The following is a 25,592-nucleotide window of genomic DNA, read 5'->3' on the forward strand; positions in this document are numbered from 1 at the left end:
AGCCCGGATCAGCGGAAGTCGCGAGCGTGGTGGGAGATGCCGACGCGGAGATCCTCGAAGGCGTCGGCGAGGAGGTTGGTGACCCCCTCGGGAGAGCGCTCGAGGATGCCGCGGGCGATGAGTGCAGGAGAGTCGCGCACGATGCGGCGGTACCGGTTCCAGACGCCGACCGAGCAGATGACGTTGACGAGACCATGCTCGTCCTCGAGGTTGAGGAACGTGACGCCCGAGGCCGTGGCGGGGCGCTGACGATGCGTGACGAGGCCAGCCACCTCGATACGGCGGCCCGTCTCGTGCGTGCGCATGCCCGCGGAGGTCAGCACGCCGCGCGCATCGAGGCCACCGCGGAAGTGCGTGAGCGGATGATCCGTGGTCGACAGTCCCGTGGCCCAGAGATCGGAGGCCAGCTGCTCATAGCTCGTCGGATCGGGGAAGAGCGGCGGCTGCACACCGTCGATCCCCAGGGGAGTGACGGTGTGCGCGAGGAACTCGGGGCGATCCTGAGCGGCGGAGCCCGCGAGCCAGAGCGCCTCGCGACGTGTCAGCCCGAGGCATTCGAACGCACCCGCGGTGGCGAGGGACTCGAGATGCTTCTGCGTGATGCCGGTGCGCCGCACGAGCTCGTGCAGATCTCGGTAGGGGCCACCGCGCTCGCGCTCGGTGACGATGCGCTGCGCGGTGTCGGCGCCGATTCCCGTGACGGCGCCGAGGCCCAGCCGCACGGCGAAGCCGCCGTCGCGGCGGTGCGCGAGCGTCTCATCCGGAGCGGCGCGATCGAACGGCCCCGGTGCGGGATGCACACGGGCGAGACAGGCGTCGAGTCCTGTCGGGCCGGATCCGTCGCCGATCGCCTCGAGTCCGTCGGTCGCGCCGGAGAGGTTGAGGTCGGGACGACGCACCTCCACGCCGTGGCGGCGGGCGTCGGCGGTGAGCGTGGCGGGGGAGTAGAACCCCATGGGCTGCGCGCGCAGCAGACCCGCGAGGAACGCGGCCGGGTAGTGCAGCTTGATCCAGGACGAGGCGTACACGAGCAGCCCGAACGACAGCGAGTGCGACTCGGCGAAGCCGAAGTTCGCGAACGCCTGTATCCGGGCGTAGATGCCGTCGGCGAGCGGCCCGGTGATGCCGTTCGAGGCCATGCCGGCGTAGAGCTTCTCTCGCAGCTTCTCGATCTTCTCCTTGCCCCGCTTGGAGCCCATCGCGCGACGCAGGAGATCGGCGTCCTCGCCCGAGCACTCGCCGACGGCCATCGCCATCTGCATGAGCTGCTCCTGGAACACGGGGATGCCCAGAGTGCGCTTGAGCACCGGTTCGAGCTTGGGGTGGTCGTAGGTGACCTCTTCGAGACCCATCTTGCGGCGCACGAACGGGTGCACAGCACCGCCCTGGATGGGGCCGGGGCGGATGAGCGCGATCTGGATCACGAGGTCGTAGAACCGGCGAGGCTGCAGGCGGGGCAGCAGACCCATCTGCGCCCTCGACTCGACCTGGAACACCCCGATCGAGTCGGCGCGGCAGAGCATGTCGTATACCGCGGCCTCCTCCTTCGGCAGGGTGGCGAGCGTCCACTCCTCACCCGTGGACTCACGGATCAGGTCGAAGCAGTGCTGCAGAGCGGCGAGCATGCCGAGCCCCAGCAGGTCGAACTTCACCAGCCCCATCCAGGCCGCGTCGTCCTTGTCCCACTGGATCACCGTGCGGTCCTCCATCCGCGCGTGCTCGATGGGCACGACCTCTCCCACGGGCTGCTCGGTGAGCACCATGCCGCCCGAATGGATGCCGAGGTGCCGGGGCGCCTTCAGCAGCTCGGTGGCGAACTCGATCACCTGATCCGGGATGTCGTGATCCGGTCCCGTCTCGAGACCCGCGCCCCATCCCTCGACCTGGCGCGACCACGCATCCTGCTGTCCGGGAGAGAACCCGAGGGCGCGGGCCATGTCGCGCACGGCGTTCTTCGGCCGGTACTGGATGACGTTCGCCACCTGCGCCGCATTCTCCCGCCCGTACTTCGTGTAGACCCACTGGATGATCTCCTCGCGACGGTCGGAGTCGAAGTCGACATCGATGTCGGGCTCCTCGTCGCGCATGGTCGAGAGGAAGCGCTCGAACGGCAGGTTGTACGCGATCGCATCGACCGCGGTGATGCCGAGCAGATAGCAGACGGCGCTGTTGGCGGCGGATCCGCGCCCCTGGCACAGAATGCCGCGGCGCTTCGCTTCGGCGACGATGTCGTGGACGATCAGGAAGTAGCCGGGGAAGTCCTTCTGCTCGATGACTCGCAGCTCCTTCTCGATGCGGAGCCGGTCCTCCTCTGCCAGATCGGGGTACAGGCGAGGAACGGCGTCCCACACCAGCGTGCGCAGCCAGGACATCGGAGTGTGGCCTGCGGGCACCTCCTGCTTCGGGAGCGCGGGCTTCATACGCCGCAGAGGAAACGCCAGCTCGTCGGCCAGTTCGACCGTGCGCGACACGGCACCCGGGTAGCGGAGAAAGCGTGCGGCCATCTCGGCGCCGGAGCGCAGATGCGCCGAGGCGTGGGAAGGCAGCCAGCCGTCGAGATCGGCCATGCTGCGGGTCGCCCTCACGGCGGCGACCGCGGCGGCGAGCCGCGCCTTCTCGGGGCTCGCGTAGTGCGCATTGTTCGTTGCGATCACGGGCAGGCGCCGGGAGGAGGCGAGCTGTGCGAGCGCGTCGTTGCGGCGGGAGTCGAGCGGATCTCCGTGATCGGTCAGCTCGACGTGCACGTTGTCTTGTCCGAACAGGTCGACGAGCCGGTCGAGCGCCCTCGCGGCTTCGCCGTCGGGTGAGCCGTCCCGCGCGAGCGCCTGACGGACGGAGCCCTTGCGGCATCCGGTCAGGATCGCCCACTGTCCGTCGGCCTGCTGAGCGAGCTCGTCGAGGTCGTAGAAGGGGCGGCCCTTCTCGGCCCCGCGCAGCTGTCCGTGCGTGAGCGCTCGCGCGAGCCTCCGATAGCCCTCCTCGCCACGCGCGAGGACGAGCAGATGCTCGCCGACCGGATCGGCGACACCGTTCTGGGGGGAAAGCAGCCCCAGAGTCAGCTCGGCCCCGAACACGGTCTTCACCGCGGTCTCCTCGGCGGCCTCGGCAAAGCGCACCAGACCGTAGAAGCCGTCGTGATCGGTGACGGCCAGCGCGTGCAGGCCGAGGCGTTCGCCCTCCTCGACCAGCTCCTCGGGAGACGAGGCGCCGTCGAGGAAAGAGAACGACGAGTGCGCGTGCAGCTCGGCATAGGGGACGGCGTCCTCGGGACGCTCGAGCGACGGCGCCTGGTAGGCCTCGCGCTTACGGCTCCATGCGGGGCTGTCTCCGCCATCCGCGCCTGCGGGGCGACTGTCGGGGCGACGGCCGCTGAGGGCGCGCTCGAGCTCGGACCAGGAGACCGGCGGGTTCTGCCATCCCATCAGCTGTATCTCCCTTCGATCCACCAGCGTTCGTCCTCGAGCACGAGCAACCAGGCCGTCTGATCCGCATCGACCAGCTGGAAGCGATGCGCGCGACGCGCGCGATCCGGATCCCACTGCCTCTCGACCACGGGCCAGGGTCCGGCCCAGGCCAGCACCCGGCGTCTGTCGAGCGCCGCGGGAGGGGCGGACACACCGCCGCGCGCGTCGACCGCGACCGCGGATCCGTCGGCTGCCGTCACCGCAGCGGGACGGCGGGGGCGGTACACCTCGCTGGGGAGGGGCTGGGGCAGGCTCCCCGGCCACGGCAGGTCACGCCGTTGGGCCGGGTGCTCGGCATCGCCCCATGGCACGCGTCGCTCGCGCTCGCTGAGCCAGCGGCCCCCCGCCAGCAGCGGGGTCACGACTCCGCGGTGGCCGAGCATCGCCTGCACGCGCGACATCGCGTGGTGCAGCCGCTCGTCGGGGCCCTGCCCGAGCAGCGCGGGCTGATGGTGCGAGGTGTCGTCGACCGCCTCGGGTTCGATGCGCACGAACGTGACGCCGCCGTTCTCGCCGCCGAACGGCATGTCCCCATCGAGGGTGGCCTGCAGCTGCCAGCGCACGCGGTCGACAAGGGAGGAGGCATCGAAGCAGGTCGGATGCAGCCAGGTGCGCTCGCTGCGCCCCCCGCGGTCGTCGAGCAGCACGATGCGCACCTCCGTGCACACGAGCGAGGCCTCATCGAGACCCGTGATGACGTCGTCCGCCGTGGTGCGCACCGCGAAGGCGATCTGATCGGCAAGCTCGAGAGGCTGATCGAACTCGATCTCTCGCGCCAGTTCGGGTGGTGGCACCCTCGGCACCACCGGACGCGAGTCGGATCCGCCGGCGAGCGCATGCAGACGGGCGCCGTTCTCACCCAGCCGATCACGCACGGCGGCGAGGTCGAGGGCGGCGAACCCGCCGAGCGTCTGCACGCCCAGCCGTGCGAGCAGGGCGATCAGATCGTCGTCTGCCAGCGCCGCGATCGTGAGGGGAGACAGGAAGGCCGCTGAGGCACCGCGAGGCACGATGCGCACCGACGCCGGACTCATCAGCCGCGCGGCTTGCTCGGCGGTGAACAGCCCGTCCGCGACACCGGCGCGCGCGTCCGGAAGACCGGCCGCGGCCAGCTCATCGAGCAAGGCGCTCGCCGCGGACTCCTCGCCGCCGAAATAGCGCGCGGGGCCGCGAGCACGCACGGCGAACAGACCGGGACGCAGCGGTTGCACGCCCGGGGTGAGCTGCTCGATGCGGGACAGAACGGGGCTGAAGGCGCGTTCGTCGCGGGCGGGATCGACGGGCACGAGACGCAGGCGGGGACAGGCTCCCTGGGCATCGCGGCGTCGCTGACCGCGGCGCACACCCTCGCGCCGGGCGGAGGCGGAGCAGGCCACGACACGATTCGCGTGCATGATGGCGATCGGCCGTTCGTCGGGGTCGACCTCGGGAGCGCCGGTGCCGTCGAGGGAGCGGGTCGCCGCCCGCGCCTCGCTGCGGTGCAGTGCCGTGACCGGCCAGTCGGGCAGCCACACGACGATCACGCGAGTCGGGTTCATCCCGCCACCGCCTGAAGGCGGGCCACGGGACGCCAGGTCGGGCGGGCGAGGCCTGTGGCAGCGGCCGGCGCTCCGAGAGGCCCGGGCAGCTGCACGCGCACGGTGCGTGCGACGGGGAAGCGGCGTCCCGTCGCCGAGATCGTGACCTCGCGGGCAGCGAGCAGGCCGTGTCCCTGGCCGAGGCCGGACCACGCCGGATCGCTCAGCGTCAGCACGGCCTCCGCCTGCGGCCATGTTCCCTGCACGAGAAGCACCCCGCCGCGGTCGCGCAGCTTGGCGCTCACCCGGGCGGTGTCCGAGTCGCGGGCTGCGCGGGGAGGGCGCACGGCCACGACGGGGAAGACTTCGGCCACGGCCGAAGCGACGGCGAGCCAGCGTTCGCCGGGGTCGGGCACGAGCGCGAATCGCTCGAGGTCGACGCCGTACGCCTCGGCCGCTTCGGCCGCGAGCTCGGGCATGCCGATCGCGGCGCACCAGGAACCTGCGCGAGAGGGGGCGGACATCAGCGCCAGCAGCAGGCTGGTCGAGGTGTCGAGGCTGTAGACGGCGCCGGGGCGCAGCCCTCCTTCGGGAAACAGGGGAGCGAGGGTCTCATGCACCGGCACCGCATCGACCTGCGCGCGGCGTTGCTGCATGCGTGTGATCTGCGCCCTCAGGCGCTGCACATCGGCCTGCTGCGATCTCGCGGCCTCCGCCCGGGAGGCGGTCTCTGGAAGTGCCATCCCCATCCTTCAAGAGTAGAACTGATGTTCGAAGAAGTCGACCTCAGAGGGAACGCTAGTTCGTACATCCGACATTCGCCGGGGAGGTGCTCACTGGGTGGGTGGGAAGCATGCCAGCGAGATCGGACGCCCGAATACACCCACTGAGTGGGCAGAGGTGCCCCTGCAGGAGAAGGGAAATATCGCCACGATGTCATCTATGACAGAGCCAAGTTCCTCCGCGCGGCTGGTCGATCCGCAGTCCTCTGCAGCGGCCAAGGTCGGTGAGCGCATCGCCAAGCTGCGCCGCCGTGCACGCCTGAGCCGCCCCACGCTCGCCGACTGCGCCGACCTCGACGTGCGCCATCTTCAGCGCATCGAACGCGGCCACGGCAACCCCACGTTGCTGAGCCTCATGCAGATCGCCGTCGCGCTCGAGGTGCCGCTCTGGCAGCTCGTCGAGGATGTCGTGCCCGAGGACATGCCAGATACGCGCCGTCCCTACGGCCACAGCACACGGGACATGCAGACTCGTCGTCGCTACTACGCGGGCAACGGCGCCCTCGAGTACTGACCCCTCGACGGCGTCACTCCTCCTCGAGCGGCCCGTCTGCGGAGGACTCCACCGACTTCGCCGCCGTGGACGAACGGCGCGGGACGAGCCGCACCACCGAGGAGCCCACCGCCCGCACTCGTCGGAACATCAGCCGTTCGAAGCGCTCCGCCCCGGGCTGCGGCTCGAGCTCTGCAGGGAGCACCGCGGGCGGCGCGCCGAATGCCCTGCGGGATGCGACCACCACACGCCGTCCCAGGATGTGGTTTCCGGTGCCTCCGATGACGGCGCCCACGCCGAACGGCATGGCCTTGCCGATGAGCGTCGCTCCGCCCTTCTTCGCGAAGTAGGAGATGAACGACGCCTTCAGGCGGTCGAGCAGAGGCGCCAGGCTGGCCCGCGGGAGCGTCTTCGTCACGAGCTCGCCCCAATACGCCGAGCGACTTCCGGATCCGGTCGCCTGGCGAGCGAGCTGACGCACGAGGTTGACGCCTTCGTCCCCCAGCATCAGCGTCATCACGAGGGCGCGCGCACGATCCGGTGATTCGATCGCGATGCCGTGCACTTCGGCGAGCGACTGCGCGAACAGGGCTGTCGTCTCGAGGAACCCGACCGTCTCGGCGCCTGAGAGGCCGAGCGTCACCGCCGTGCCGACACCCGGCACCACGGCGGTCGCGCCGACGGCGGCGCCGCCCGTCGTGACCGCGGTGAGATAGCGCTGCTCGAGGATCTTCACGATCTGGGCAGGCGTCGCATCCGGATGCCTCAGCCGCACCGAGCGGATGTGCGCCACCACCACCGGGCGCTGCACGCGGATGACCTGATCGAGCACGCGCACAAGCCACGGGTGCTCTTCATGGCCTGCGGGCGGCAGGCCGCCCTGCCAGGCGGCATCATCCGGCAGCGAGTGGATCTTGTGGATCTTCTCGGACACGTGGCCGATCCTCGCAGATCAGGCGGAGCGCTGGTCTGAAAGCGTCAGACGTACTCGTTGGCGACGACGAGGTCCTCCGCCGTGTCGATCTCGACCGCGTACAGGTCGGAGATGTCCATCGGCTGGAGCTTCACGCCGTCGTGCTGGATCGCCAGCTCGAGGCCGCGCTCGAAGTAGTCCTGGTCGCCGACGCGCGCGAGGTGACGCATGAAGGCCGGCTTGTCTGCGCGCGAGATGTAGTTGATGCCCACGGCCTCGCCGATGCCGCCGACCACGGTCTTCGACAGCTCGGCGATGTGGCCCGTGTCGTCGATCGTGTACTTGACCTCCTCGTCCGACACCTTCGAGGTGTTGACGGTGACGAAGGAGCGGTCCTGCTCGAGGAGCGACATGGCCCGGCCGAGCACGCGCGGGTCGAAGACGACATCGCCGTTCATCCAGAGCACACCCTTCTTGCCCGTCGCCTGAAGGGCGCGCAGAAGGCTCTTGGACGTGTTGGTCTGGTCGTAGCGCTCGTTGTGCACGTACGTGGCGTCGGGGAATGCGTCGATGATCGTCTCGGCTCGGTAGCCCACGACCTTCGTGACGTGCGCCTCCGGTCCGAACGCCGCGGCGATGTTGTCGCGCTGCTGCTGCATGATCGAGCGGCCGTCGCTCAGTTCGGTCAGCGGCTTGGGAAGCGCGCGACCGAGTCGCGAGCCCATACCGGCGGCGAGAATGACAATGCGGAAGTTCATAGCGGAAGCCCCCTGAAGTGCTGTGTTCGCAGTCGGTTCACCGACCGGTCACCTCGTTGTGCGTTCCCAGACTACAGATCCTTGCCTGTGAACAGGCAGAGATGGCCTCTGATCGGCCGTTCTCCTGCGTGGAAGGGCCCGGCGGGCGGGCATGTGCGCGGCTGTCGGTGACGGTTGCTACGGTGAACGCGTGACTACTTCGCCAGGGGATGACGACGCAGGCACCGCGAACCCGGAAGGGAACGCGGGAGCCCGGCGCCCTGCTGCGAAGCGCCCGGTTGCGCCGCGCAAGCCCGCCCCGCGCAAGCCCCGGGTCGGCACGAAGACCTCCGCCGCGCGCAATGCGGGCGGCCGCACGGCCATCGTCCAGCCGACCGGCGACTCCGAGGCCTCGGAAGCCGCGCCCATCGCCACCGACCTCCTCGAGCCGGTCGGGGATCAGGGCACGCTTCCGGAGCAGGATGCCCGGATCGACGAGCAGCCGCAGGGAGCGGAGCCGGAGGCCGTGCCCGTCGCCGAGGGCGCCGACGAGCAGCCCCAGGATGCAGAGCCGGATGCCGCGCCCGCGGCCGAGGGCGCCGACGAGGAGCCCCAGGACGCGGAGCCGGAGGCCGCGCCCGCGGTCGAGGCGGACGCCGACGTCGCTCAGGACGCCGTGCAGGATGACGCGCCCGCTGTCGAGACGGAGACCGACGAGCAGCCCCAGGATGCGGAGCTGGAGGCCGTGCCCGCGGTAGAGACGGACGCCGACGTTCTCCAGGACACCGTGCAGGACGACTCATCCGCGGCTGAGACGGGTGCCGCGGCTGCGACGGACGTCGAGTCGGAGGCTGCAGGCGTCGACCCCGCATCGACCTCGATCACTCCGGAGACGACGCCGGGTTCGCCTCCCGCCCTCGTGCTGCGTGGGGTCTCCCGCTCCTACGGCGGCTCCACAGCGGTCGCGGGGCTCGACCTCACCGTGCCCGCAGGTTCGTTCTACGGTCTGGTCGGCCCCAACGGCGCGGGAAAGACCACGACGATGTCGATGATCGCAGGACTCCTGCGCCCCGATCGCGGCGAGATCCAGGTGGCCGGAATCGACCTGGCGCGCAATCCGCGGGCGGCCAAGGCGATGCTCGGCGTTCTTCCCGACCGCCTTCGCACGTTCGACCGCCTCACCGGTCGCCAGCTGCTCTACTACTACGGCGTGCTCCGAGGCCTGAAGCCCGGGGTCGTCTCCCAGCGCATCGCCGATCTGGCACGTGCCTTCGATCTCACCGAGGCGCTCGGCCGCGTCGTGTCCGATTACTCGGCCGGCATGACCAAGAAGGTGATGCTCGCCGGAGCGATGATCCACTCTCCGCGACTGCTTGTGCTCGATGAGCCGTTCGAGGCGGTCGATCCCGTGTCCTCGGCGAACATCCTGGAGATCCTGAGCGCATACGTGGCGCGCGGCGGCACCGTGCTGCTGTCGAGCCACGGCATGGATCTGATCGAGCGGGTCTGCACGCGCGTGGCAGTGATCGTCGGAGGCCAGCTGCTCGCCGAAGGCACCGTGGATGAGGTGCGCGGCGAGATGACGCTCGAGCAGCGATTCGTCGAGCTGTCCGGCGAGGCCACCAGCATGGAGGGCCTCGAGTGGCTGCACACGTTCTCGGACTGAGGCTCGCCGTGATGACGGGCCTCCTGCGAGGCCCGGCATCGCGAGTGATCGCCCGGGTGTTCGGGCTGCTTGTGCTTGTGTTCGTCGTCGGCGCGGTGTGCGTCGGCACGCTGAGCCTCGTCGACGCCCCCACGGGCGTCGCCTTCGCCTTGCTGGTGCTCTCGGGCTCGGCGGTTGTGCTGTCCTTCGCCGTCGCCCCGATCGTGGCGGGAGCGGCGGATCCGATGGATCCGCGCCGCTTCTCCGTGCTCGGTCTCGAACCCGGCCCTCTCGCGTGGACCCTCTTCGGCGTGGGGTTCCTCAGCGTGCCGATGCTGGCGGTGCTCGCCTTCGATGTGTGCGCCGCGATCGTCTGGGCCGCCCACGGTGTCCCCGCCGTCGTGACCGCCCTCACAGTGGTGCTGCACCTGGCGACCTGCGTGCTGTTCGCGCGCCTGAGCCTCGCCTTCGGCTCCGCGGTGCTGCGCCCTCGTCGCACCCGGGAGCTCTCGAGCCTTTTTGTGCTCGGCGTGGTCGTGGTGCTCGTCCCGGTGATCGTGTTCCTCTCGTCGCTCGAGTGGGCGGGTCGGGTTCCCAGCGCGCTGGCCACGGCCGCAGATGTGCTCGGCCGCACGCCGCTCGGGGCCGCCGCGGCGCTGCCCGGCGCACTCGCCCGCGACGACGGGGCGGCGGCCTGGGGCTCCGCGTTCGTTGCGCTCCTCACGGTCGGCCTCGCCGCAGGGCTGTGGCTGTTCGTCGTGCGCCGCGCGCTGAGCACGGTCGAGAACCCCGAGACGGCGACCGGCCGCGGAGGTCTCGGCTGGTTCGCGCTCGTGCCCGGCACCCCCGGCGGTGTGATCGCGGCACGCGCACTCGTGTACTGGCTGCGTGACAGCCGCTACATCGTGAACTTCGTGATCATCCCGATCGTGGGCCTCCTGCCCACCGTGCCGCTTCTCGTGGCGGGGGTGCCTGGCCCGATCGCCGCCCTCGTGCCGGTGCCGATCATCGCCCTGTTCTTCGGATGGCTGCCGCACAACGATGTCGCCTACGACTCCAGTGCCATCTGGGTGCACATCGCGAGCGGTGTGCGCGGGCTTCCCGATCGGATCGGCCGGCTCATCCCGGTGCTGCTGATCGCCGTGCCGGTGCTCGCGATCGCGATCCCGATCTCCACGGCGCTGTACGGACGCTGGGCCGTGCTGCCGGCCATGATCGGAGTAGCCGGCAGCCTGTTCCTCGGGGGTCTCGGGCTGTCCAGCATCGCCTCGGTGGCGTCGCCCTATGCCGTCTCGCGCCCCGGCGACAGCCCCTTCCAGCAGCCGCAGCGGGCGGACTCGAGCGGGGTGGGGGCCCAGGCGATCGTGATGCTCGGCACGATCCTGCTCAGCGCCCCCGCTCTCTGGTTCGGCTGGCTCACCGTGACCTCCGATGTCGCCTACGCCGATGCGGCCCTCTGGGCCGGTCTCGGCACGGGCGTCGTTGTGCTGATCGTCGGCATCGCGCTCGGATCCTGGATCTACGGACGCACGGGCGAGCGCATCATGGCGTTCGCCGGCACCACCTGATCCGATCCGTGCGACGGCGCAGCGCGTAGAATCGGGCGCTATGAGCACCCCTCTGGACACGCCTGGCGATGGCGGCACGGCCCTTCTCGACCGCGAGCTGGAGGAGCTCCTCCAGCAGGAGCACATCGAGCCGGGCGACCACGAGCGCTTCTCGCACTACGTGAAGAAGGAGAAGATCCTCGAGTCGGCGCTCACCGGCAAGCCCGTGCGCGCGCTGTGCGGCAAGAAGTGGACGCCGGGGCGCGATCCGGAGAAGTTCCCGGTCTGCCCCACGTGCAAGGAGATCTACGAGTCGCTGAGCCAGTGACCGCCCGCCGGTGAGGTTCAGGCCTCGCCGGCGTCCTTGTAGATCGTCGGGATGGCCGGATCCGACCGGCTGAGCGCCAGTGCGCGGATCGGAAGCTCCTCGCGCACACGCAGATGGTGTTCGCGCGCGGCCGCGACGCCCGCCGCACCCTCGTGTTCGGCCACCGGCTCGCCGTCGATGACCAGCGGCACCTGCAGCGCACGTGCATCCGGATACTCGGAAGCCGGACTCAGCTGCTCGAATCCGTCGGCGACCTCGACGAGCTCCTGCACCGCCGTGCCGTTCTCGAGCACGCGGAACGCGTTCTTACGGCCGCCCTGGGAGCCCTTGCCCTCCGCGGTCTTGGAGACCGAGACCCAGCCGCCATCCGAGCCCTGCCGCGCGACGAGCTTGTACACCATGCCCGCGGCGGGGTGCCCGGATCCGGTGACCACCGAGGTGCCGACGCCGTATGCATCGACCGGGGAGGCCGCGAGGGCGGCGATCGCATACTCGTCGAGGTCGCTCGTCACGGTGATCTTCGTTCCCGTGGCGCCGAGCTCGTCGAGCTGGGCGCGCACCGACGCGGCGACGGTGGGCAGATCGCCCGAGTCGAGGCGCACACCGCCCAGCTCGGTGCCCGCGACGCGGATCGCGGTCTCCACGCCCTTGCGGATGTCATAGGTGTCGACGAGGAGCGTTGTGCCCGTGCCGAGCGACTCGATCTGCGCGCGGAAGGCATCCTCCTCGCTGTCATGCAGCAGAGTCCAGGCATGCGCGGCCGTGCCCATGGTGGGGATTCCCCAGGCGCGTCCGGCCTCGAGGTTGCTGGTGGCGTGGAAGCCCGCGATGTAGGCGATCCGTGCGGAGGCGATGGCGGAGGCCTCGTTGGTGCGGCGCGATCCCATCTCGGCCAGCGGGCGGTCACCCGCCGCGATGCTCATCCGCGAGGCCGCCGTGGCGACGGCCGAGTCGTGGTTGAGCACGCTGAGCGCGAGCGTCTCGAGGATCACGGCGTCGGCGAAGCTGCCCTCGACGGTGAGGATCGGCGAGCCGGGGAAGTACAGCTCGCCCTCGCGGTAGCCGGTCATGGATCCCGTGAAGCGGTAGTTCTCGAGATAGGTGACGGCCTCGGGGCTGACGACCCCGCCGTCGCGCAGGAAGCGCAGCTCGTCGTCGCCGAAGCGGAAGTCGCGCAGCAGGGAGAGAAGCCGTCCCGTGCCGCCGACGACGCCGAAGCGGCGGCCGCCGGACAGTCGTCGTGCGAACAGCTCGAAGACGCAACGGCGGCCGGCAGTGCCGTCGCGCAGCGCGGCATCCAGCATCGTCAGCTCGTAGCGGTCGGTCATCAGGGCCGTCGAGGCGCTCATGTCTGTCACCCTAGTAGGCTCGAACACCATGAACGACGCGCCGATCGGCATCTTCGACTCGGGAGTCGGCGGGCTCACCGTCGCCCGCGCGATCGGCGATCAGCTGCCGCGCGAGTCGATGCTCTACGTCGGCGACACCGCGCACTCGCCCTATGGGCCCAAGCCCATCGCCGACGTGCGTCGCTATGCGCTCGAGGTGCTCGACACCCTCGTCGACCAGGGCGTGAAGATGCTGGTGATCGCGTGCAACACCGCGTCCGCCGCCATGCTGCGCGACGCGCGCGAGCGCTATTCGGTGCCGGTGATCGAGGTCATCGGCCCGGCGGTGCGCACGGCGCTCTCGACGACCCGCAACGGTCGGATCGGTGTGATCGGCACCGTCGGAACCATCGGCTCCGGCGCCTACCAGGACATGCTCGAGGTGAACCCGGGCGTCGAGGTCTTCACCGCGGCGTGCCCGCGCTTCGTCGAGTTCGTCGAGGCCGGACACACCGACACTCCCGAGGTGCTCGCGGCAGCCGAGGAGTACCTCGCCCCGCTGCGCGACGCCGGCGTCGACACCCTCGTGCTCGGCTGCACCCACTATCCGTTCCTCAAGGGTGCGATCAGCTACGTGATGGGTCCGGATGTGGCGCTCGTCTCGAGCGACTCCGAGACGGCCAAGGACGTCTACCGGCAGCTCCTGACCCGCGACCTGCTCGCCGGCCCCGATGCGATGCCGCGCCACGAGTACGAGGCGACGGGAGCGGCGACCGACGACTTCATCGCTCTCGCCAACCGTCTGCTCGGCCGCGAGATCCGCGATGTGCGGCTCGTGCGCACGGGCACCATCGACCTTTCCGCGCTCGAGGCGCGGTCCTGATCCGCTTCATCTCGCAAGGAGAGACATGACCACTCGCGCCGACGGCCGCACCCCCGATCAGCTTCGCGCTGTCACCATCGAGCGCGGCTGGAGCAGCCAGGCGGAGGGCTCCGCCCTCATCAGCTTCGGCGGCACCAAGGTGCTCTGCACCGCCTCGTTCACCAACGGCGTGCCGCGCTGGCTGACGGGCAAGGGCAAGGGCTGGGTCACGGCCGAGTACGCGATGCTTCCGCGAGCCACCAACTCGCGCAACGACCGCGAGAGCGTGAAGGGCCGCATCGGCGGACGCACGCACGAGATCTCGCGCCTCATCGGCCGCGCGCTGCGCGCCGTGGTCGACACCAAGGCGCTCGGCGAGAACACCATCGTGATCGACTGCGACGTGCTGCAGGCCGATGGCGGCACCCGCACGGCGGCCATCACCGGTGCGTACGTCGCCCTCGCCGACGCGATCGAGTGGGGTCGCAGGAACAAGTTCATCGGCCAGAAGGCACAGGTGCTGCGCGACTCGGTGTCGGCCATCTCCGTCGGCATCATCGACGGTGTGCCCATGCTCGACCTGCCCTACGTCGAGGACGTGCGGGCCGAGACGGACATGAACGTCGTCGTCACGGGATCCGGCAAGTTCGTCGAGGTGCAGGGCACGGCCGAGGGCGCGCCGTTCGACAAGGCCGAGCTCGACGCGCTGCTCGAGCTCGCGCTGGCGGGCACGGCGCACCTGCGCGGCTTCCAGCTCGCGGCACTCGAGCAGGCGCCGGCGGAGGTCGAGTCCTGAGCATGCGGGTGGTTCTGGCAACGCACAACGCGCACAAGGTCTCGGAGTTCCAGGCGATCATCGCGCGTGTGCGCCCCGACATCGAGGTCGTCGCGTATGACGGCCCGGAGCCCGTCGAGGACGGTGTCACGTTCGCCGAGAACGCGCTGATCAAGGCTCGCGCGGCCGCCGCGCACACCGGCCTGGTGGCCCTCGCCGATGACTCGGGCATCGCGGTGGACGTTCTGGGAGGATCGCCCGGTGTGTTCTCGGCCTACTGGGCCGGCCACGCGAAGGACGACGTCGCGAACCTGAACCTGCTGCTCGACCAGCTCTCGGACGTGAAGGACCCGCACCGGGCTGCGCACTACAACTCGACCATCGCGCTCGTCACGCCCGCCGGCGTCGAGCACACGGTCGAGGGACTCTGGCCCGGGCGCCTCGCGACGGCCCCTCGCGGTGAGGGCGGGTTCGGCTACGACCCCGTCTTCGTCCCCGCCCACGAGGAGGGCACGCCCGCAGATGGTGAGCGCACGTCCGCCGAGTTCACCGCCGAGGAGAAGAACGCGATCTCGCACCGCGCGCGCGCCTTCGTGGCCCTGGAGCCCCTGCTCCGCGAGCTCTGACGTCGCGAAGCTGCCGCAAGAAGGCACCGGATGCCGTGCGCATCCGGTGCCTTCTGCATGAGTACGCGGCGGGACTCAGTGCACGGCGGCGAGCAGCACACCCACGCCGATGAACAGCCCGCCGAACACCCGGCTGAGCACCCTCTGCCCCTTCACGCTGCGCGTGAGGCGGGCGATCGCCCGGGCGGCGGCCGCGAACACGAACCACATCACGGCGATGTCGATCGCGAAGACGGTCAGCACCAGCACCGTGTACTGCTCGACGAGCGGCAGATCCGGTCGGATGAACTGCGGCACGAACGCGAGGAAGAACACGATGGCCTTGGGGTTCGTGAGGTTGACCAGCACCCCGCGACGGAACATCGTCCATGCGCTCTGCGGCGGCGCCAGCATCTCGAGATCATCGGATGCGGGCTCCACGGGCTTCGCGAGGATCTGGCGCACGCCGAGATAGATCAGATAGGCCGCCCCCACGTACCGGATCACCGCAAACAGCACGGGAGATCCGGCCACCAGCGCTCCCACGCCTGCCGCGACGACGAGGATGTGCACAAGCAGCGCGACCTGCTGGCCGAGGATGCCCCAGATGCTGCGTCGCCACCCGTGGGCGATCGCGTTGGACATCGCGAAGATGGCGCCGGCGCCCGGCGTCAGGGAGATGACGAACCCGGATCCGACCAGCGCCAGCCAGAGCGGAAAGGTCATGCGTCCAGCGTAGAGCGGCCCTCCTGCACCGGAACTGCACAGGCGCGCGGGGGAGAATGGAGGCAGAGTCGCCAGACGGCTCCCGGACGATGGCCAAGTACCCGGCGCGCGACAAGACTTGCCAGGAGCGCGTCATGTCGTGGATCGTCCTCATCCTGTCCGGTGTCCTCGAGGCCGTGTGGGCCACAGCCCTCGGCAAATCGGAGGGCTTCAGCAAGCCCGGGCCGACCGTGGTGTTCGGCATCGGCCTCGTCGCGAGCATGATCGGGCTCGCGTGGGCGATGCGCGACATCCCCACGGCGACCGCCTACGCGGTATGGGTGGGTGTGGGCGCGGCCCTCACCGTCATCTACGCCATGATCACGGGTGACGAGTCGGTGTCGTGGGTGAAGATCCTGCTCATCGTGGGCCTCGTTGGCTGCATCGTGGGGCTGAAGCTCGTGGGCGACGCCGAGCACTGACCGGCTGCGAGCGGTCGCGGACACTTCGGCCGCCACCGAAACGTCCTGGCCATACGGTCGCGGTATGAGCGATCACACCTATTCGACGGCTCTCGCGTGGACCGGATCCACCGGCGCCGGCTATCGCGATTACGACCGCGATCACACGCTCGGGCTGGGCGGCGCGAACCACCTCGTCGCCAGCGCCGACGCGGCCTTCCGGGGAGACTCGCGTCTGCCCAATCCCGAGCAGCTGCTGGTGGCCGCGGCGAGCTCGTGCCAGCTGCTGTCCTTCCTCGCGGTCGCCGCCTTCGCCGGCATCGACGTCGTCGCCTACGACGACGACGCGACCGGCCGGATGCCGCAGGGCGACTCGCCCATGCGCATCACGGAGATCGAGCTGCGGCCGATGATCCGGGTGCGCGGCGCGGACGCGGCGAACGTCGCCGCCCTCGTCGAGCGCGCTCATGAGGAGTGCTACATCGCGAACAGCCTGAGCGGCACCGTGCGGGTCACGCCGCGCATCGAGGTCGTCTCGTGATGGACGTGCGGATCGCCGGAGTGCGTGGGGCCGCGGATCTCGCACGGATCGGCGGCGTGCTCGGGCGAGCGGGCGTGGGACTCGAGGGCGGCGGCATGTGGGGGAGCATCACTCACTACCTCGTGGAGGACGGACGGGCCGCACACGCGGCGCTCACCGACGCCGGATGGGACGAGGTCGAGGTGCGCGAGGCCGCCGTGGTGCCGCTGGATGCTGACGTGCCCGGCGCGCTCGGTCGCATGATGACGCGGCTGGCCGACGCGGGAGTCGAGCTGGTCGCGCAGTACAGCGACCATCACAACCGCAAGGTGCTCGTCGGAGACGCGGACGCGATCCGCGCGGCTCTGGGATGATCGACGCTGTGGCATCCATCGCGCTGGAGGAGCTCGGCCGTGTGCTCGCCGAACCCGTGCGCCTGCGTGTTCTCGTGGAGCTGCTCGGCGGGCCGCCTCTGCCCGCCGGGGCGCTCGCGGCGCGCGTCGGAGTCGCGCCCTCGACGGTCAGCGCACACCTGGCGCGTCTCGAGCAGGCGGGACTGATCGTGCTCGAGCGCCAGGGGAGGGCCCGGCTCGCACGGCTCGCCGACCCCGCCGTCGCCGACGCGGTCGAGTCGCTGCTGCGCCTCTCCGGCGAGTCGGCCGTCACCTCGTGGAGTGCCCACGACCGACGCGCCGCCCTGCGCGCGGCGCGCTCCTGCTACGACCATCTCGCCGGACGGGCGGGCGTCGGCGTGGCCGATGCGCTGGTCGCTCGCGGGTGGATCGACGAGCGCAATGGCGTGTGGAGCGTGGCGGATGATGCTCCCCTGGCCTTGTCCGAGGGGCTCGGAATCGACGTCCGCCTCGCGCCCTCGCGCCGCCCGGTCCTGCGCCCTTGCGCCGACTGGACCGAGCGTCGGCCGCACGTCGCGGGTCGGCTGGGGGAGGCGATCCTCAGCGGAATGCTCGCGGCTGATTGGGTGCGACGTCGCCGCGACGACCGCGCCCTGACCATCACGCCACTCGGCCGCGAGGGCTTCGAGCAGCTCGGCATCGACGGGCTCTGATGAGACCGAGAACCGTCATCATTCCCGACTGACGGATGCGCCTCCCGACGCCGGGCCGCGGACGTAGCCTGGAGCCATGCACGACCACGCGCACGGCGTCTCACAGGGCGACAGTCGCCGCCTGCTCGCCGTGTCGCTCGCCATCACGAGCGCGGTGTTCGTTGTGCAGGTCGTCGGCGCGATCCTCACGGGCTCGCTCGCGCTTCTCGCCGATGCCGCCCACATGCTGACCGACGCGGCGGCCCTCGTCATCGCCCTGATCGCCAGCGCGGTCGCCGCCCGACCGGCAGACGACCGGCGCACCTACGGCTACCAGCGCGCCGAGGTGCTGGGTGCGCTGGTGAACGGCGTGGTGCTCATCGGGCTGAGCATCGGCATCGTCGTGGAGGCCGTCTCCCGGCTTGTGCGCCCCGAGACCCCCGAGGTCGCCGGCGGGTGGATGCTGGCGGTCGCCCTCCTCGGCCTCGCCGCGAACGCGCTCGCCGCGTGGATCCTGCGTCACGCCCAGCGCCACAGCATGAACGTGCGCGGCGCGTACCTCGAGGTGCTGGGGGACATGATCGGGTCGGCCGCCGTGATCGCGGCGGCCATCGTGATCCTGCTCACCGGCTGGACCCGGGCGGATGCCGTCGCCTCGCTGCTCATCGCGGCGTTCATCGTGCCCCGGGCGATCGGCCTCCTGCGCGAGGTGCTCTCGGTGCTGGCCGAGTCGGCGCCCAAGGGCACGGATGTCCCGGACATCCGCGCCCACCTGCTGGGCGCACCGGGCGTGCGCGACGTGCACGACGTGCACGTGTGGCAGCTCACCCGCGGCGCCCCGGTGTTCACCGCGCACGTGGTCGTCGAGCAGGAGGTGCTCGAAAGCGGATCCGCCGCGCTCCTCACACGTCTGCAGAACTGCCTCGCCGAGCACTTCGACGTCGCGCACTCGACGTTCCAGCTCGAAGCGGTGGGCCACGAGGATCGCGCGCACCACTAGGGCTCGAGGACGACCTCCGCGGGAGTCTTGTCGATGCGCAGACCCCGCCAGCGGGGGTGCCGGAGGTGGCCGCTCGGCGTCCACTCCGAGAACTCGACCTCGCCCACCAGCTCGGGGCTCAGCCAGATCACGTCCCGCGCATCGAGCGCCGGCACGTCGGCGAGTGGGCATTGATCGGTGCGGAGCGGATCGAACAGCTCGCGCAGGCGGCGCAGCTCGCGATCGCTGAATCCCGTGCCGACGCGGCCGATGTAGCGCAGGCCGTCCTCGCCGGGGATGCCGAGCAGCAGCGACCCGAAGGATCCGGACCGGCCGCCCTGACCGGGCCGGATGCCCGCGATCACGGCCTCTTGCGTGCGGGTGAGCTTGAGCTTGAGCCATCGTTCCGACTTGCCGGAGCGATACGTCGAGGACGGATCCTTGGCCACCACGCCCTCGAGGTCGTGCGCGCGGGCAAGGGCCAGGGCCTCGTCGATGTCGTCGAACACGGGAGGCACATCGATCGCGTCACCGGCGTCCGCGGCGATGCGCTCGAGGATCTCCCGGCGCTCGGAGAGCGGGCGGGTGGTGAGGTCGGCCCCGTTGGCGGCGAGCACGTCGAACAGGTACAGCAGCGCCGGCGTGCGTCGCGACTCGGCCGCGATCTCGCCCGCCTTCGTCAGATGCATGCGATTTTGCAGCAGCGAGAAGCTGGGGCGCCCCTTCGCATCGAGCGCCACGATCTCGCCGTCGACGATCGCATCCGTGGCGTCGAACGCCGCCCCGCCCGGGGCCGTGAGCTCGGGATAGCGATCGGTGATCTCGGTGCCGCTGCGCGCGAAGAGACGGAGCGATCCGTCGGCCCAGACGCCGAGCGCTCGCACGCCGTCCCACTTCATCTCGGCCCAGGAAGCCGCGGCCGACGTGCGCGCGAGAGCGGGGGTCGAGTTCGTCGCGAGCATGGGAGCCGGCGGCGTGACGGGCCGCGGTGCTGGCGCGGACGTCGGGTTCGGCGCAGACGGCGCGGGGCTGCGCCGGGGCGGTGCCGGCTCGGATGCAGCGCTCATCTGCGCGGCCGGCTCGCCTTGCTCCTTCATGCGGTGCAGCAGCCACTGCGACTTCTCTCCCGCGCCGTTCGTGCGCAGCAGAGCGAGCCGCACGCTCTCCCGGCGACCGTGGAGCGTGAAGATGACCTCATCGTCGCGCCACTTCTCGAGCGCATAGGTTCCCGTGTCCCAGATGTCCATGTGACCGGCGCCGTACTCGCCCTTCGGGATGTCGCCCTCGAACGTGGCATACGACAGAGGGTGGTCCTCGGTCTGCACAGCCAGGTGATTCTTGCCGGTGGTCTCGGGCACCCCCTTCGGCACCGCCCAGCTCGCGAGCACGCCGTCTCGCTCGAGCCGCAGGTCGTAGTGCAGGCGCCGCGCCTCGTGGCGCTGGATCACGAATCGCGGCTCCCCGGTGGAGGGGGCGCCGCCGCCCATGGGCTCGGGGGTCTTCGCCGCATCGCGTTTGGCGACGTACGGGGCCAGCGCGGCATCCGGATCCGGCGCCGAGAGCGGAGCGAGGGGATCGCCGATGCGCTCGGCACGATCCAGCACCTCGTGGAAGAGCAGGTGCCGCAGATCCGGATCGTCGAGCTCGTCCCAGGTGCGCGGGGCGGCGACCCACGGCTGCGCGCGACCGCGCAGCGAGTAGGGCGCGATGGTGGTCTTCTTGCCGTTGTTCTGGCTCCAGTCCACCAGCACCCGCCCGGGACGAAGCGCTTTGCTCATGGAGCTCACCACCAGCTCGGGATGGTCGGCCTCGAGGGCCAGCGCGAGCGCCTTGGCCACCTCAGACACCTGCGCACTGGTCTGCAGGCCGGGCAGCCGTGCGTAGAGATGGATGCCCTTGCTGCCGCTCGTGACGGGCAGCGGGTCGAGCCCCATGCCGGTCAGGATCGGGCGCGCGAGCCGCGCGACCTCGGCGCACTCGGGCAGCCCCATCCCGGGGCCGGGGTCCAGATCCAGCACGAGCCGGTCGGGGTTGCCGGGCAGGCCCTCGGGCGTGAAGCGCCACTGCGGCACGTGCAGCTCGAGGCTCGCCACCTGCGCGAGGTAGGCGAGCGTCGCCACCTCCGAGACCAGCGGATAGGCCTTGGCGCCCGTGGAATGCGCTATGTCCTGCCGCGGCACCCAATCAGGCGCGCCGCGCTCGAGATCCTTCGCGAAGAAGGAGGGGAGCGGATCCTTCGCCGTGCCCACGCCGTCCACCCAGCGCTTGCGGGTGACCGGACGGCCGGCGACGTGGGGGAGCAGCAGCGGCGCGATGGTCGTGAGGTAGTGGATGACCTCGCCCTTGGTCGTGCCGGTGTCGGGGTAGAGCACCTTGTCGAGGTTCGTGATGCGCAGACGGCGCTCGCCGATCCGGACCGTCTGCTCGCCTGCCATCTGCTCAGCGTATTTCCCAGGCCCGCTCAGGAATCAACCCCTGGCCGTGACACGGCGGAGCGTGTTCACTGGGCACATGAGATCCATCTGGAAGGGTGCGCTGACCTTCGGCCTCGTGAACGTGCCGGTGAAGGTATACGCCGCGACCGAGGACCACGACGTGAGCCTGCACCAGGTGCACAGCGCCGACGGCGGCCGCATCCGCTATCAGCGTCGGTGCGAGATCTGCGGCGAGGTGGTCGCCTACTCCGACATCGATCGCGCCTACGACGACGGCGATCGCACCGTTGTGCTCACCGACGAGGACTTGAAGTCGCTGCCGTCCGAGCGCAGCCGCGAGATCGACGTGGTCGAGTTCGTGCCGAGCGAGCAGGTCGATCCCATCACCTTCGATCGCGCCTACTACCTGGAGCCCGACTCGGCGTCACCGAAGGCCTACGTGCTGCTGCGCCGCACCCTCGAGCAGACGGATCGCACCGCGATCGTGCGATTCTCGCTGCGGCAGAAGACGCGCCTGGCAGCCCTGCGCGTGCGCGGCGATGTGCTCGTGCTGCAGACGCTGCTCTGGTCGGATGAGGTGCGCGCCGCGTCGTTCCCATCGCTGGAGGGCGACGTGAAGATCTCGGCGAAGGAGCTCGAGCTGTCGGCCAGCCTCGTCGACAGCTTCGCCAGCGACTTCGATCCGGATCAGTTCGTCGACGAATACCAGCAGGAGCTTCGCACGCTCATCGCCGCGAAGCTCGACAAGGGCGAGGCCGTCTCGACCGAGGCGACCTTCGGCGAGCAGGAAGAGGAGCAGGGCGGCGAGGTGATCGACCTCATGGCCGCGCTGCGGGCCTCGGTCGAGCGCTCGCGCGCATCGCGCGGCAAGGCATCCGACGACGAGCCGGCCGAGGAGGCCGAGCCCGAGGAGAAGCCCAAGACGAAGCGGAAGAGCTCGAAGAAGGCCTCGTAGCCGACCCGGATCGGCGGGCCCGGATCAGAGGGTGATGTCGGGCTTGCCGTCGCCGTCGATGTCGGCGCCGCGCTCGAAGACGTCCTCGTCGAGCACCAGCAGCTGCGTGGGCACCGCGGCCTCCTTGCGGGCCTTGCGGCGCTCGGCGAAGTAGTGCCACAGCGTCACGATCGCCGTGCCGCCGACCGCGACCAGCAGCACCACGTCGATGTACTCGGTGACGATCTCCGCCACCCACGGGATGAACGCGATCACGTAGCCGAGCATCGTGAGACCGAAGCCCCACAGCACGGCGCCGATGAGGTTGTACAGCGAGTACTTCTTCCACGGCATGTGGCCGACGCCGGCCGCGACCGGCGCGAAGGTGCGCACCACCGGCACGAAGCGGGCGAGGATCACCGTGATGCCGCCGAAGCGCTCGAAGAACGCGTTGGTGCGCTCGACATTCTTCGTGCTGAACAGGCCGGATTCTCGCTTCTCGAAGATCGCGGGACCGCCCTTGTGGCCGATGAAGTACCCGGCCTCACCGCCGATGAAGGCGGCCAGGGCGATCAGACCCGCCGCGATCCAGATGTTCACACCGAAGACGTTGCTCGTGTTGGTGAGCAGGCCGGAGATGATCAGCAGCGTGTCGCCGGGCAGGAGGAAGCCGACGAGCAGGCCGGTCTCCGAGAAGACGATGAGGCACACGACGAGCAGTGCCCAGGGGCCCGCCGCGTCGATGATTGCCTGAGGATCGAGCCAGGGGAGGAGGGCGAGCTGTCGCACAGGGGTCCCGTCTTCTCTTACTGCGTCGGATGAACTGGGGCGGCGAAGCGCCGCGCTCGGATGATCGTGCGGAAGGTGGGACTTGAACCCACACGCCGTGAGGCACAGGAACCTAAATCCTGCGTGTCTGCCGATTTCACCACTCCCGCGGAGTCCGATCAGTCTACTGAGGCGGGGCCGTCTGAATTGGAAGGGCATCCCCCGGATCGGCTTCGGGATATCCCGGCTGTGGATAATTTCCGGGGGTCTTCGCGCGGGTTCGCCACGATGAAGGGGTGCCCCAGCCACATTCCGACGCCCTGACGACGACCGCAGCGCTCGTCGGGCGCGTGCGCGAGCGTCTGCGCGCCGATCGCGTCGACGCGTCCGCCGCGCCCGATGCCGTCGCACGCATCACTCGGGCGGAAGTGCGTCGGCACAACGATCTCGCCCTCGCACGAGGGGGTGTGGCCGTCGACGACGAGGCTGCGCGCGTGAACGAGGTGCTCGCTGCGGTGACCGGTTACGGGGCGCTGCAGCCTTACCTCGATGACCCCGAGGTGGAGGAGGTGTGGCCCGTATGTCGAGGTTGAGAAGAGCATACCGGCGGGGCCAGAGCGGTTGGCAATGGCGTCTCGCGATGGTCACGCGAGGATCCTTGCGCGAGGATGTTTGCGTCGCTGACCTGGGCATTTCTGGCCTGCTACTGTCTCGACTTGGAGTCGCCCGCCAACGGGGGCGGCGCAGTCGAAGGAGGCAGGGATGGGTGAGCGGTTCACGGTCGAGGATGTGGCGGCGATGGTCGGCGAGGGAGCTCTTGCAGACTCCGCGGAGTCGTGGGGGTTCGCGCTTGTCGCTGCCGACGCCGTCCTCGCGACGACCCCCGACGACTACGTCCTCGCGCCGCTGCTGCGCGCATATCGGGAGGCGCATGCGGAGCTCGTGTCTTCGCTCGTGGCGATGGGCGGCGGGTGGGAGGGCCTCGAGGCGGCGGAGCGCCTCGGCGTCGACGTGCAGGGTGCGCTCTCCTACGCGGTCGAGCAGGCGGCCGAGCGGATCGTCGCGGGCGCGGTGGAGGGGCGGCCGTGACTGACTGGCTGAGTGATGGCGCCCAGCCGTCGTGTCCGGAGTGTCGCGTCGTAATGCGGCCGGGTGTCGGCGGCGACGTCTGCCCGGAGTGCGGGCGGGTCGAGCGCTACGTCGCGGTCGAGCGGCCGGTCGACGGTGCGCCGGGGCTGCCGGGGCTCTGAGCTATCCACGTCGCCCCGCGCGTCTGGCGAGCTCGGTGGCATCCGGCGCCCCGGACGACATGCTCGGGCCATGCTCGCGGAGGTAGGCGGCGTGGATGCGCTCGCACGCGAGGCGGAGCGTGGTGGCCCATCCGATGAGTTCGCCCCGGAACTCGACCCGGTAGCGGACCTCGCCGCCCTTGACGCGCCGGAGCTCGGCCGTGCCGTAGCCGCGGCCGAGAGCGTCGACGAGGCGCCAGAAGCCAGGAGGGCCCTCGACGGCGGACATGACGGGGTGCCAGCGCGGGTCGGACATGGCGGGCGGTTCCTCTCGTCGGGCACGCCCGGCCTCGTGCGAGGTAGAGGCTAGTCGGCGCCACTGACGAAAAGCGGCGCGCGCCTTGAGGACACCACGGACGAGCGCACGGGCGAGGCGGATGTAGCGCAGTGCCTCGGAGAGGGCGTCAGGAAGGACATCGACGAGGAAGTCGGGGCTGAGGAGGTCGATCACGGCGGCGAAGTCTAGGGGGTCCGCGGGCCGAGTCTCGGAGGTTGGCGCCGTCGGGTTCGGCTACCCGCTCAGGGGTGCCCTGTCATGCCTGCGGCGCGTGCTCGGCCTGTAGGTAGCTGACGAACGCGGCGGCACTCACGACGAGCCAGCGGGCCAGGGGAACGGACGCCTCGGTGATGGTCGTGTCGCCGTGACGGACGCCTCCGGCGTCGGAGCTCCAGCCGTAGAGCGCTTGCCAGCCGCGGGCGAGCGCGGGGTGAAGGTCGTTGCGCCTCTGCAAGGTCTTAAGTGCCTCGGCGAGGGTCGCCTCGCCAGTCACGACGCGGGCGGCCGACTCCGCGGCATGTACCGCTTCGCGGATGGCCTCGAGCGGCTTGGGGGAGCGGCGGTTGCTCAGGGCGCCGAGCGCTGCCTCGATGTGGGCCTGGGCGGCGGTGAACGGTCCGCCTGGTGTGAGGGCGAGGTCGATGGCCCCGGCTTCTGCCTCGCCGCGGATGTCGATGATCGCGCCGTTTCTCATGCGGTGGTCGACTTGATGGTGCGCGAAGGTGGCGTTGATGTCGTTCTCGAACGTCGCGACTAGCTGCGGAAGCATGAAGCGCGAAGAGCTCCATTGGTCGGGGCGGTAGCTCTCGGCAGGACGCATAGCGTCGTAGAAGGCCTCGAGGGCGTCGGCGACCTCCGGCCACTCGCCGCGCGTGATGTCGGTCTGGAGGTTCAGGATGGCGTCTGTCCGGTACTCGCGGGGCTCGGAGATGCCAAGCATGCCGCCGTAGTGGGACGTGTAGAGGTCGTCTGCGACCTCGTTGATGAGGCTGGCGTTCCCCAGTTGTTGAAGCGCGCCATGGATGACATTCCACACGGCGGTTCGCGTGCGCTCGTCGAGTTCGCGGAACTGCCGCTCGAGCCGCGCGGGTGGACGGAGGCCGGTTCGCTCCGAGTAGCGACGGCGGGAGAAGAGGGCCATACGGCGAGGGTAACGGCGGGCACGGACACGACCGCCGACTAC

26 protein-coding genes, 1 tRNA gene and 1 riboswitch are annotated in these 25,592 nt (G+C 70.2%); of the genes, 15 read left to right on the top strand and 12 right to left on the bottom strand.

Annotation, left to right across the window (positions count from 1 at the left end):
- Window positions 1–8: 8 nt before the first annotated feature.
- The 3 genes from J5V96_RS14785 to imuA' are packed head-to-tail and all read right to left on the bottom strand — an operon-like array spanning window position 9 to window position 5,724.
- Window positions 9–3,422, bottom strand: coding sequence for an error-prone DNA polymerase (locus J5V96_RS14785; RefSeq protein ID WP_208504736.1), 3,414 nt, complete (start codon window positions 3,420–3,422; stop codon window positions 9–11).
- Window positions 3,422–5,002 carry a DNA polymerase Y family protein gene (locus J5V96_RS14790; RefSeq protein ID WP_208504738.1) on the bottom strand — a complete coding sequence of 527 codons (1,581 nt, stop codon included), beginning with the start codon at window positions 5,000–5,002 and terminating at the stop codon, window positions 3,422–3,424. Before J5V96_RS14790 ends, J5V96_RS14785 begins: the two co-directional genes overlap by 1 nt.
- A complete protein-coding gene (gene imuA' / locus J5V96_RS14795; protein WP_208504740.1) occupies window positions 4,999–5,724 on the bottom strand; it encodes a DnaE2-dependent mutagenesis accessory factor ImuA' in 726 nt (241 codons plus the stop codon). The genes J5V96_RS14790 and imuA' overlap by 4 nt, the downstream gene beginning before the upstream one ends.
- Window positions 5,725–5,923: 199 nt before the next feature.
- Between imuA' and J5V96_RS14800 the strand changes: the two genes are divergently transcribed.
- Window positions 5,924–6,277, top strand: a complete 354-nt coding sequence (locus J5V96_RS14800) for a helix-turn-helix domain-containing protein (protein WP_208504742.1) — start codon at window positions 5,924–5,926, stop codon at window positions 6,275–6,277.
- A gap of 13 nt (window positions 6,278–6,290) precedes the next feature.
- Here J5V96_RS14800 and J5V96_RS14805 read toward each other — a convergent pair whose 3' ends face one another.
- Together J5V96_RS14805 and J5V96_RS14810 are read right to left on the bottom strand one after the other, a co-directional pair.
- Entirely contained in the window at window positions 6,291–7,190 is a 900-nt protein-coding gene (locus J5V96_RS14805) for a hypothetical protein (protein WP_307793680.1), read from the bottom strand.
- Window positions 7,191–7,234: 44 nt separating this feature from the next.
- A complete protein-coding gene (locus J5V96_RS14810) occupies window positions 7,235–7,927 on the bottom strand; it encodes a phosphocholine cytidylyltransferase family protein (protein WP_208504744.1) in 693 nt (230 codons plus the stop codon).
- 190 nt (window positions 7,928–8,117) lie between these two features.
- On the opposite strand from J5V96_RS14810, the gene J5V96_RS17135 reads away from it, so the two are divergent.
- From J5V96_RS17135 to J5V96_RS14825, 3 genes are read left to right on the top strand one after another with little or no spacing between them, the layout of a single operon-like run.
- A complete protein-coding gene (locus J5V96_RS17135; RefSeq protein WP_307793681.1) occupies window positions 8,118–9,572 on the top strand; it encodes an ATP-binding cassette domain-containing protein in 1,455 nt (484 codons plus the stop codon).
- Window positions 9,573–9,583: 11 nt separating this feature from the next.
- Complete coding sequence (locus J5V96_RS14820) at window positions 9,584–11,119, top strand: hypothetical protein (protein WP_236014831.1); 1,536 nt, start codon at window positions 9,584–9,586, stop codon at window positions 11,117–11,119.
- Between the two features lie 40 nt (window positions 11,120–11,159).
- The gene (locus J5V96_RS14825; protein WP_208504748.1) at window positions 11,160–11,426 is read left to right on the top strand and encodes a DUF3039 domain-containing protein; all 267 of its coding nucleotides are present in this window, start codon (window positions 11,160–11,162) and stop codon (window positions 11,424–11,426) included.
- A gap of 17 nt (window positions 11,427–11,443) precedes the next feature.
- Here the strand turns inward: J5V96_RS14825 and J5V96_RS14830 are convergent, their stop codons facing one another.
- Window positions 11,444–12,775 (bottom strand): nicotinate phosphoribosyltransferase, encoded by a 1,332-nt coding sequence (locus J5V96_RS14830; RefSeq protein WP_208504751.1) that lies wholly within the window; start codon window positions 12,773–12,775, stop codon window positions 11,444–11,446.
- 28 nt (window positions 12,776–12,803) lie between these two features.
- Here J5V96_RS14830 and murI point away from each other — a divergent pair, with 28 nt between their 5' ends.
- From murI to rdgB, 3 genes are read left to right on the top strand one after another with little or no spacing between them, the layout of a single operon-like run.
- A complete protein-coding gene (murI, locus tag J5V96_RS14835) occupies window positions 12,804–13,637 on the top strand; it encodes a glutamate racemase (protein WP_208504754.1) in 834 nt (277 codons plus the stop codon).
- Between the two features lie 25 nt (window positions 13,638–13,662).
- Complete coding sequence (gene rph, locus J5V96_RS14840; RefSeq protein ID WP_208504756.1) at window positions 13,663–14,412, top strand: ribonuclease PH; 750 nt, start codon at window positions 13,663–13,665, stop codon at window positions 14,410–14,412.
- A gap of 2 nt (window positions 14,413–14,414) precedes the next feature.
- A complete protein-coding gene (gene rdgB / locus J5V96_RS14845) occupies window positions 14,415–15,017 on the top strand; it encodes an RdgB/HAM1 family non-canonical purine NTP pyrophosphatase (protein ID WP_208504758.1) in 603 nt (200 codons plus the stop codon).
- Window positions 15,018–15,092: 75 nt separating this feature from the next.
- On the opposite strand, the gene J5V96_RS14850 is transcribed toward rdgB, so the two are convergent.
- Window positions 15,093–15,722 carry a LysE family transporter gene (locus J5V96_RS14850; RefSeq protein ID WP_208504760.1) on the bottom strand — a complete coding sequence of 210 codons (630 nt, stop codon included), beginning with the start codon at window positions 15,720–15,722 and terminating at the stop codon, window positions 15,093–15,095.
- Window positions 15,723–15,784: 62 nt separating this feature from the next.
- A riboswitch (guanidine-III (ykkC-III) riboswitch) is annotated at window positions 15,785–15,847 on the top strand.
- A 9-nt stretch (window positions 15,848–15,856) separates the two neighbouring features.
- Here J5V96_RS14850 and J5V96_RS14855 point away from each other — a divergent pair.
- The 5 genes from J5V96_RS14855 to J5V96_RS14875 all read left to right on the top strand — a co-directional run bounded on the left by J5V96_RS14855 (window position 15,857) and on the right by J5V96_RS14875 (window position 18,727).
- Complete coding sequence (locus tag J5V96_RS14855; protein WP_208504762.1) at window positions 15,857–16,183, top strand: DMT family transporter; 327 nt, start codon at window positions 15,857–15,859, stop codon at window positions 16,181–16,183.
- Between the two features lie 64 nt (window positions 16,184–16,247).
- A complete protein-coding gene (locus J5V96_RS14860) occupies window positions 16,248–16,703 on the top strand; it encodes an OsmC family protein (protein WP_208504764.1) in 456 nt (151 codons plus the stop codon).
- 5 nt (window positions 16,704–16,708) lie between these two features.
- The gene (locus J5V96_RS14865; RefSeq protein ID WP_208504766.1) at window positions 16,709–17,056 is read left to right on the top strand and encodes a hypothetical protein; all 348 of its coding nucleotides are present in this window, start codon (window positions 16,709–16,711) and stop codon (window positions 17,054–17,056) included.
- A gap of 8 nt (window positions 17,057–17,064) precedes the next feature.
- Entirely contained in the window at window positions 17,065–17,748 is a 684-nt protein-coding gene (locus tag J5V96_RS14870; RefSeq protein WP_208504768.1) for an ArsR/SmtB family transcription factor, read from the top strand.
- A gap of 76 nt (window positions 17,749–17,824) precedes the next feature.
- A complete protein-coding gene (locus tag J5V96_RS14875; RefSeq protein WP_208504770.1) occupies window positions 17,825–18,727 on the top strand; it encodes a cation diffusion facilitator family transporter in 903 nt (300 codons plus the stop codon).
- Here J5V96_RS14875 and J5V96_RS14880 read toward each other — a convergent pair.
- On the bottom strand, window positions 18,724–21,141 hold the full coding sequence (locus J5V96_RS14880) for an ATP-dependent DNA ligase (protein ID WP_208504773.1): 2,418 nt from the start codon (window positions 21,139–21,141) through the stop codon (window positions 18,724–18,726). The two genes, J5V96_RS14875 and J5V96_RS14880, sit on opposite strands and share 4 nt — an antisense overlap.
- Before the next feature lie 76 nt (window positions 21,142–21,217).
- On the opposite strand from J5V96_RS14880, the gene ku reads away from it, so the two are divergent.
- Complete coding sequence (gene ku, locus J5V96_RS14885) at window positions 21,218–22,096, top strand: non-homologous end joining protein Ku (protein ID WP_208504775.1); 879 nt, start codon at window positions 21,218–21,220, stop codon at window positions 22,094–22,096.
- 24 nt (window positions 22,097–22,120) lie between these two features.
- Here ku and J5V96_RS14890 read toward each other — a convergent pair whose 3' ends face one another.
- Complete coding sequence (locus J5V96_RS14890) at window positions 22,121–22,864, bottom strand: DedA family protein (RefSeq protein WP_208504778.1); 744 nt, start codon at window positions 22,862–22,864, stop codon at window positions 22,121–22,123.
- 67 nt (window positions 22,865–22,931) lie between these two features.
- A tRNA-Leu gene (locus J5V96_RS14895) sits at window positions 22,932–23,013 on the bottom strand.
- A 126-nt stretch (window positions 23,014–23,139) separates the two neighbouring features.
- Here J5V96_RS14895 and J5V96_RS14900 point away from each other — a divergent pair.
- Both J5V96_RS14900 and J5V96_RS14905 read left to right on the top strand, forming a co-directional pair.
- On the top strand, window positions 23,140–23,436 hold the full coding sequence (locus J5V96_RS14900) for a hypothetical protein (RefSeq protein ID WP_208504780.1): 297 nt from the start codon (window positions 23,140–23,142) through the stop codon (window positions 23,434–23,436).
- 169 nt (window positions 23,437–23,605) lie between these two features.
- Entirely contained in the window at window positions 23,606–23,932 is a 327-nt protein-coding gene (locus J5V96_RS14905; protein ID WP_208504782.1) for a hypothetical protein, read from the top strand.
- Between the two features lie 162 nt (window positions 23,933–24,094).
- On the opposite strand, the gene J5V96_RS14910 is transcribed toward J5V96_RS14905, so the two are convergent.
- Together J5V96_RS14910 and J5V96_RS14915 are read right to left on the bottom strand one after the other, a co-directional pair.
- Entirely contained in the window at window positions 24,095–24,583 is a 489-nt protein-coding gene (locus J5V96_RS14910) for a hypothetical protein (RefSeq protein ID WP_208504784.1), read from the bottom strand.
- An 82-nt stretch (window positions 24,584–24,665) separates the two neighbouring features.
- Window positions 24,666–25,550, bottom strand: a complete 885-nt coding sequence (locus J5V96_RS14915) for an AbiJ-NTD4 domain-containing protein (protein WP_208504786.1) — start codon at window positions 25,548–25,550, stop codon at window positions 24,666–24,668.
- Window positions 25,551–25,592: the final 42 nt, after the last annotated feature.

It is taken from the genome of Microbacterium stercoris (assembly GCF_017592545.1).
Classification (GTDB): Bacteria; Actinomycetota; Actinomycetes; order Actinomycetales; family Microbacteriaceae; genus Microbacterium; species Microbacterium stercoris.

Bases quoted from the DNA above. Each gene is read 5' to 3' on its own strand.
- J5V96_RS14785 (WP_208504736.1), bottom strand. From the start codon at position 3,422: ATGGGATGGCAGAACCCGCCGGTCTCCTGGTCCGAGCTCGAGCGCGCC.
- J5V96_RS14790 (WP_208504738.1), bottom strand. From the start codon at position 5,002: ATGAACCCGACTCGCGTGATCGTCGTGTGGCTGCCCGACTGGCCGGTC.
- imuA' (WP_208504740.1), bottom strand. From the start codon at position 5,724: ATGGCACTTCCAGAGACCGCCTCCCGGGCGGAGGCCGCGAGATCGCAG.
- J5V96_RS14800 (WP_208504742.1), top strand. From the start codon at position 5,924: ATGACAGAGCCAAGTTCCTCCGCGCGGCTGGTCGATCCGCAGTCCTCT.
- J5V96_RS14810 (WP_208504744.1), bottom strand. From the start codon at position 7,927: ATGAACTTCCGCATTGTCATTCTCGCCGCCGGTATGGGCTCGCGACTC.
- J5V96_RS14820 (WP_236014831.1), top strand. From the start codon at position 9,584: ATGACGGGCCTCCTGCGAGGCCCGGCATCGCGAGTGATCGCCCGGGTG.
- J5V96_RS14825 (WP_208504748.1), top strand. From the start codon at position 11,160: ATGAGCACCCCTCTGGACACGCCTGGCGATGGCGGCACGGCCCTTCTC.
- J5V96_RS14830 (WP_208504751.1), bottom strand. From the start codon at position 12,775: ATGAGCGCCTCGACGGCCCTGATGACCGACCGCTACGAGCTGACGATG.
- murI (WP_208504754.1), top strand. From the start codon at position 12,804: ATGAACGACGCGCCGATCGGCATCTTCGACTCGGGAGTCGGCGGGCTC.
- rph (WP_208504756.1), top strand. From the start codon at position 13,663: ATGACCACTCGCGCCGACGGCCGCACCCCCGATCAGCTTCGCGCTGTC.
- rdgB (WP_208504758.1), top strand. From the start codon at position 14,415: ATGCGGGTGGTTCTGGCAACGCACAACGCGCACAAGGTCTCGGAGTTC.
- J5V96_RS14850 (WP_208504760.1), bottom strand. From the start codon at position 15,722: ATGACCTTTCCGCTCTGGCTGGCGCTGGTCGGATCCGGGTTCGTCATC.
- J5V96_RS14855 (WP_208504762.1), top strand. From the start codon at position 15,857: ATGTCGTGGATCGTCCTCATCCTGTCCGGTGTCCTCGAGGCCGTGTGG.
- J5V96_RS14860 (WP_208504764.1), top strand. From the start codon at position 16,248: ATGAGCGATCACACCTATTCGACGGCTCTCGCGTGGACCGGATCCACC.
- J5V96_RS14875 (WP_208504770.1), top strand. From the start codon at position 17,825: ATGCACGACCACGCGCACGGCGTCTCACAGGGCGACAGTCGCCGCCTG.
- J5V96_RS14880 (WP_208504773.1), bottom strand. From the start codon at position 21,141: ATGGCAGGCGAGCAGACGGTCCGGATCGGCGAGCGCCGTCTGCGCATC.
- ku (WP_208504775.1), top strand. From the start codon at position 21,218: ATGAGATCCATCTGGAAGGGTGCGCTGACCTTCGGCCTCGTGAACGTG.
- J5V96_RS14905 (WP_208504782.1), top strand. From the start codon at position 23,606: ATGGGTGAGCGGTTCACGGTCGAGGATGTGGCGGCGATGGTCGGCGAG.
- J5V96_RS14915 (WP_208504786.1), bottom strand. From the start codon at position 25,550: ATGGCCCTCTTCTCCCGCCGTCGCTACTCGGAGCGAACCGGCCTCCGT.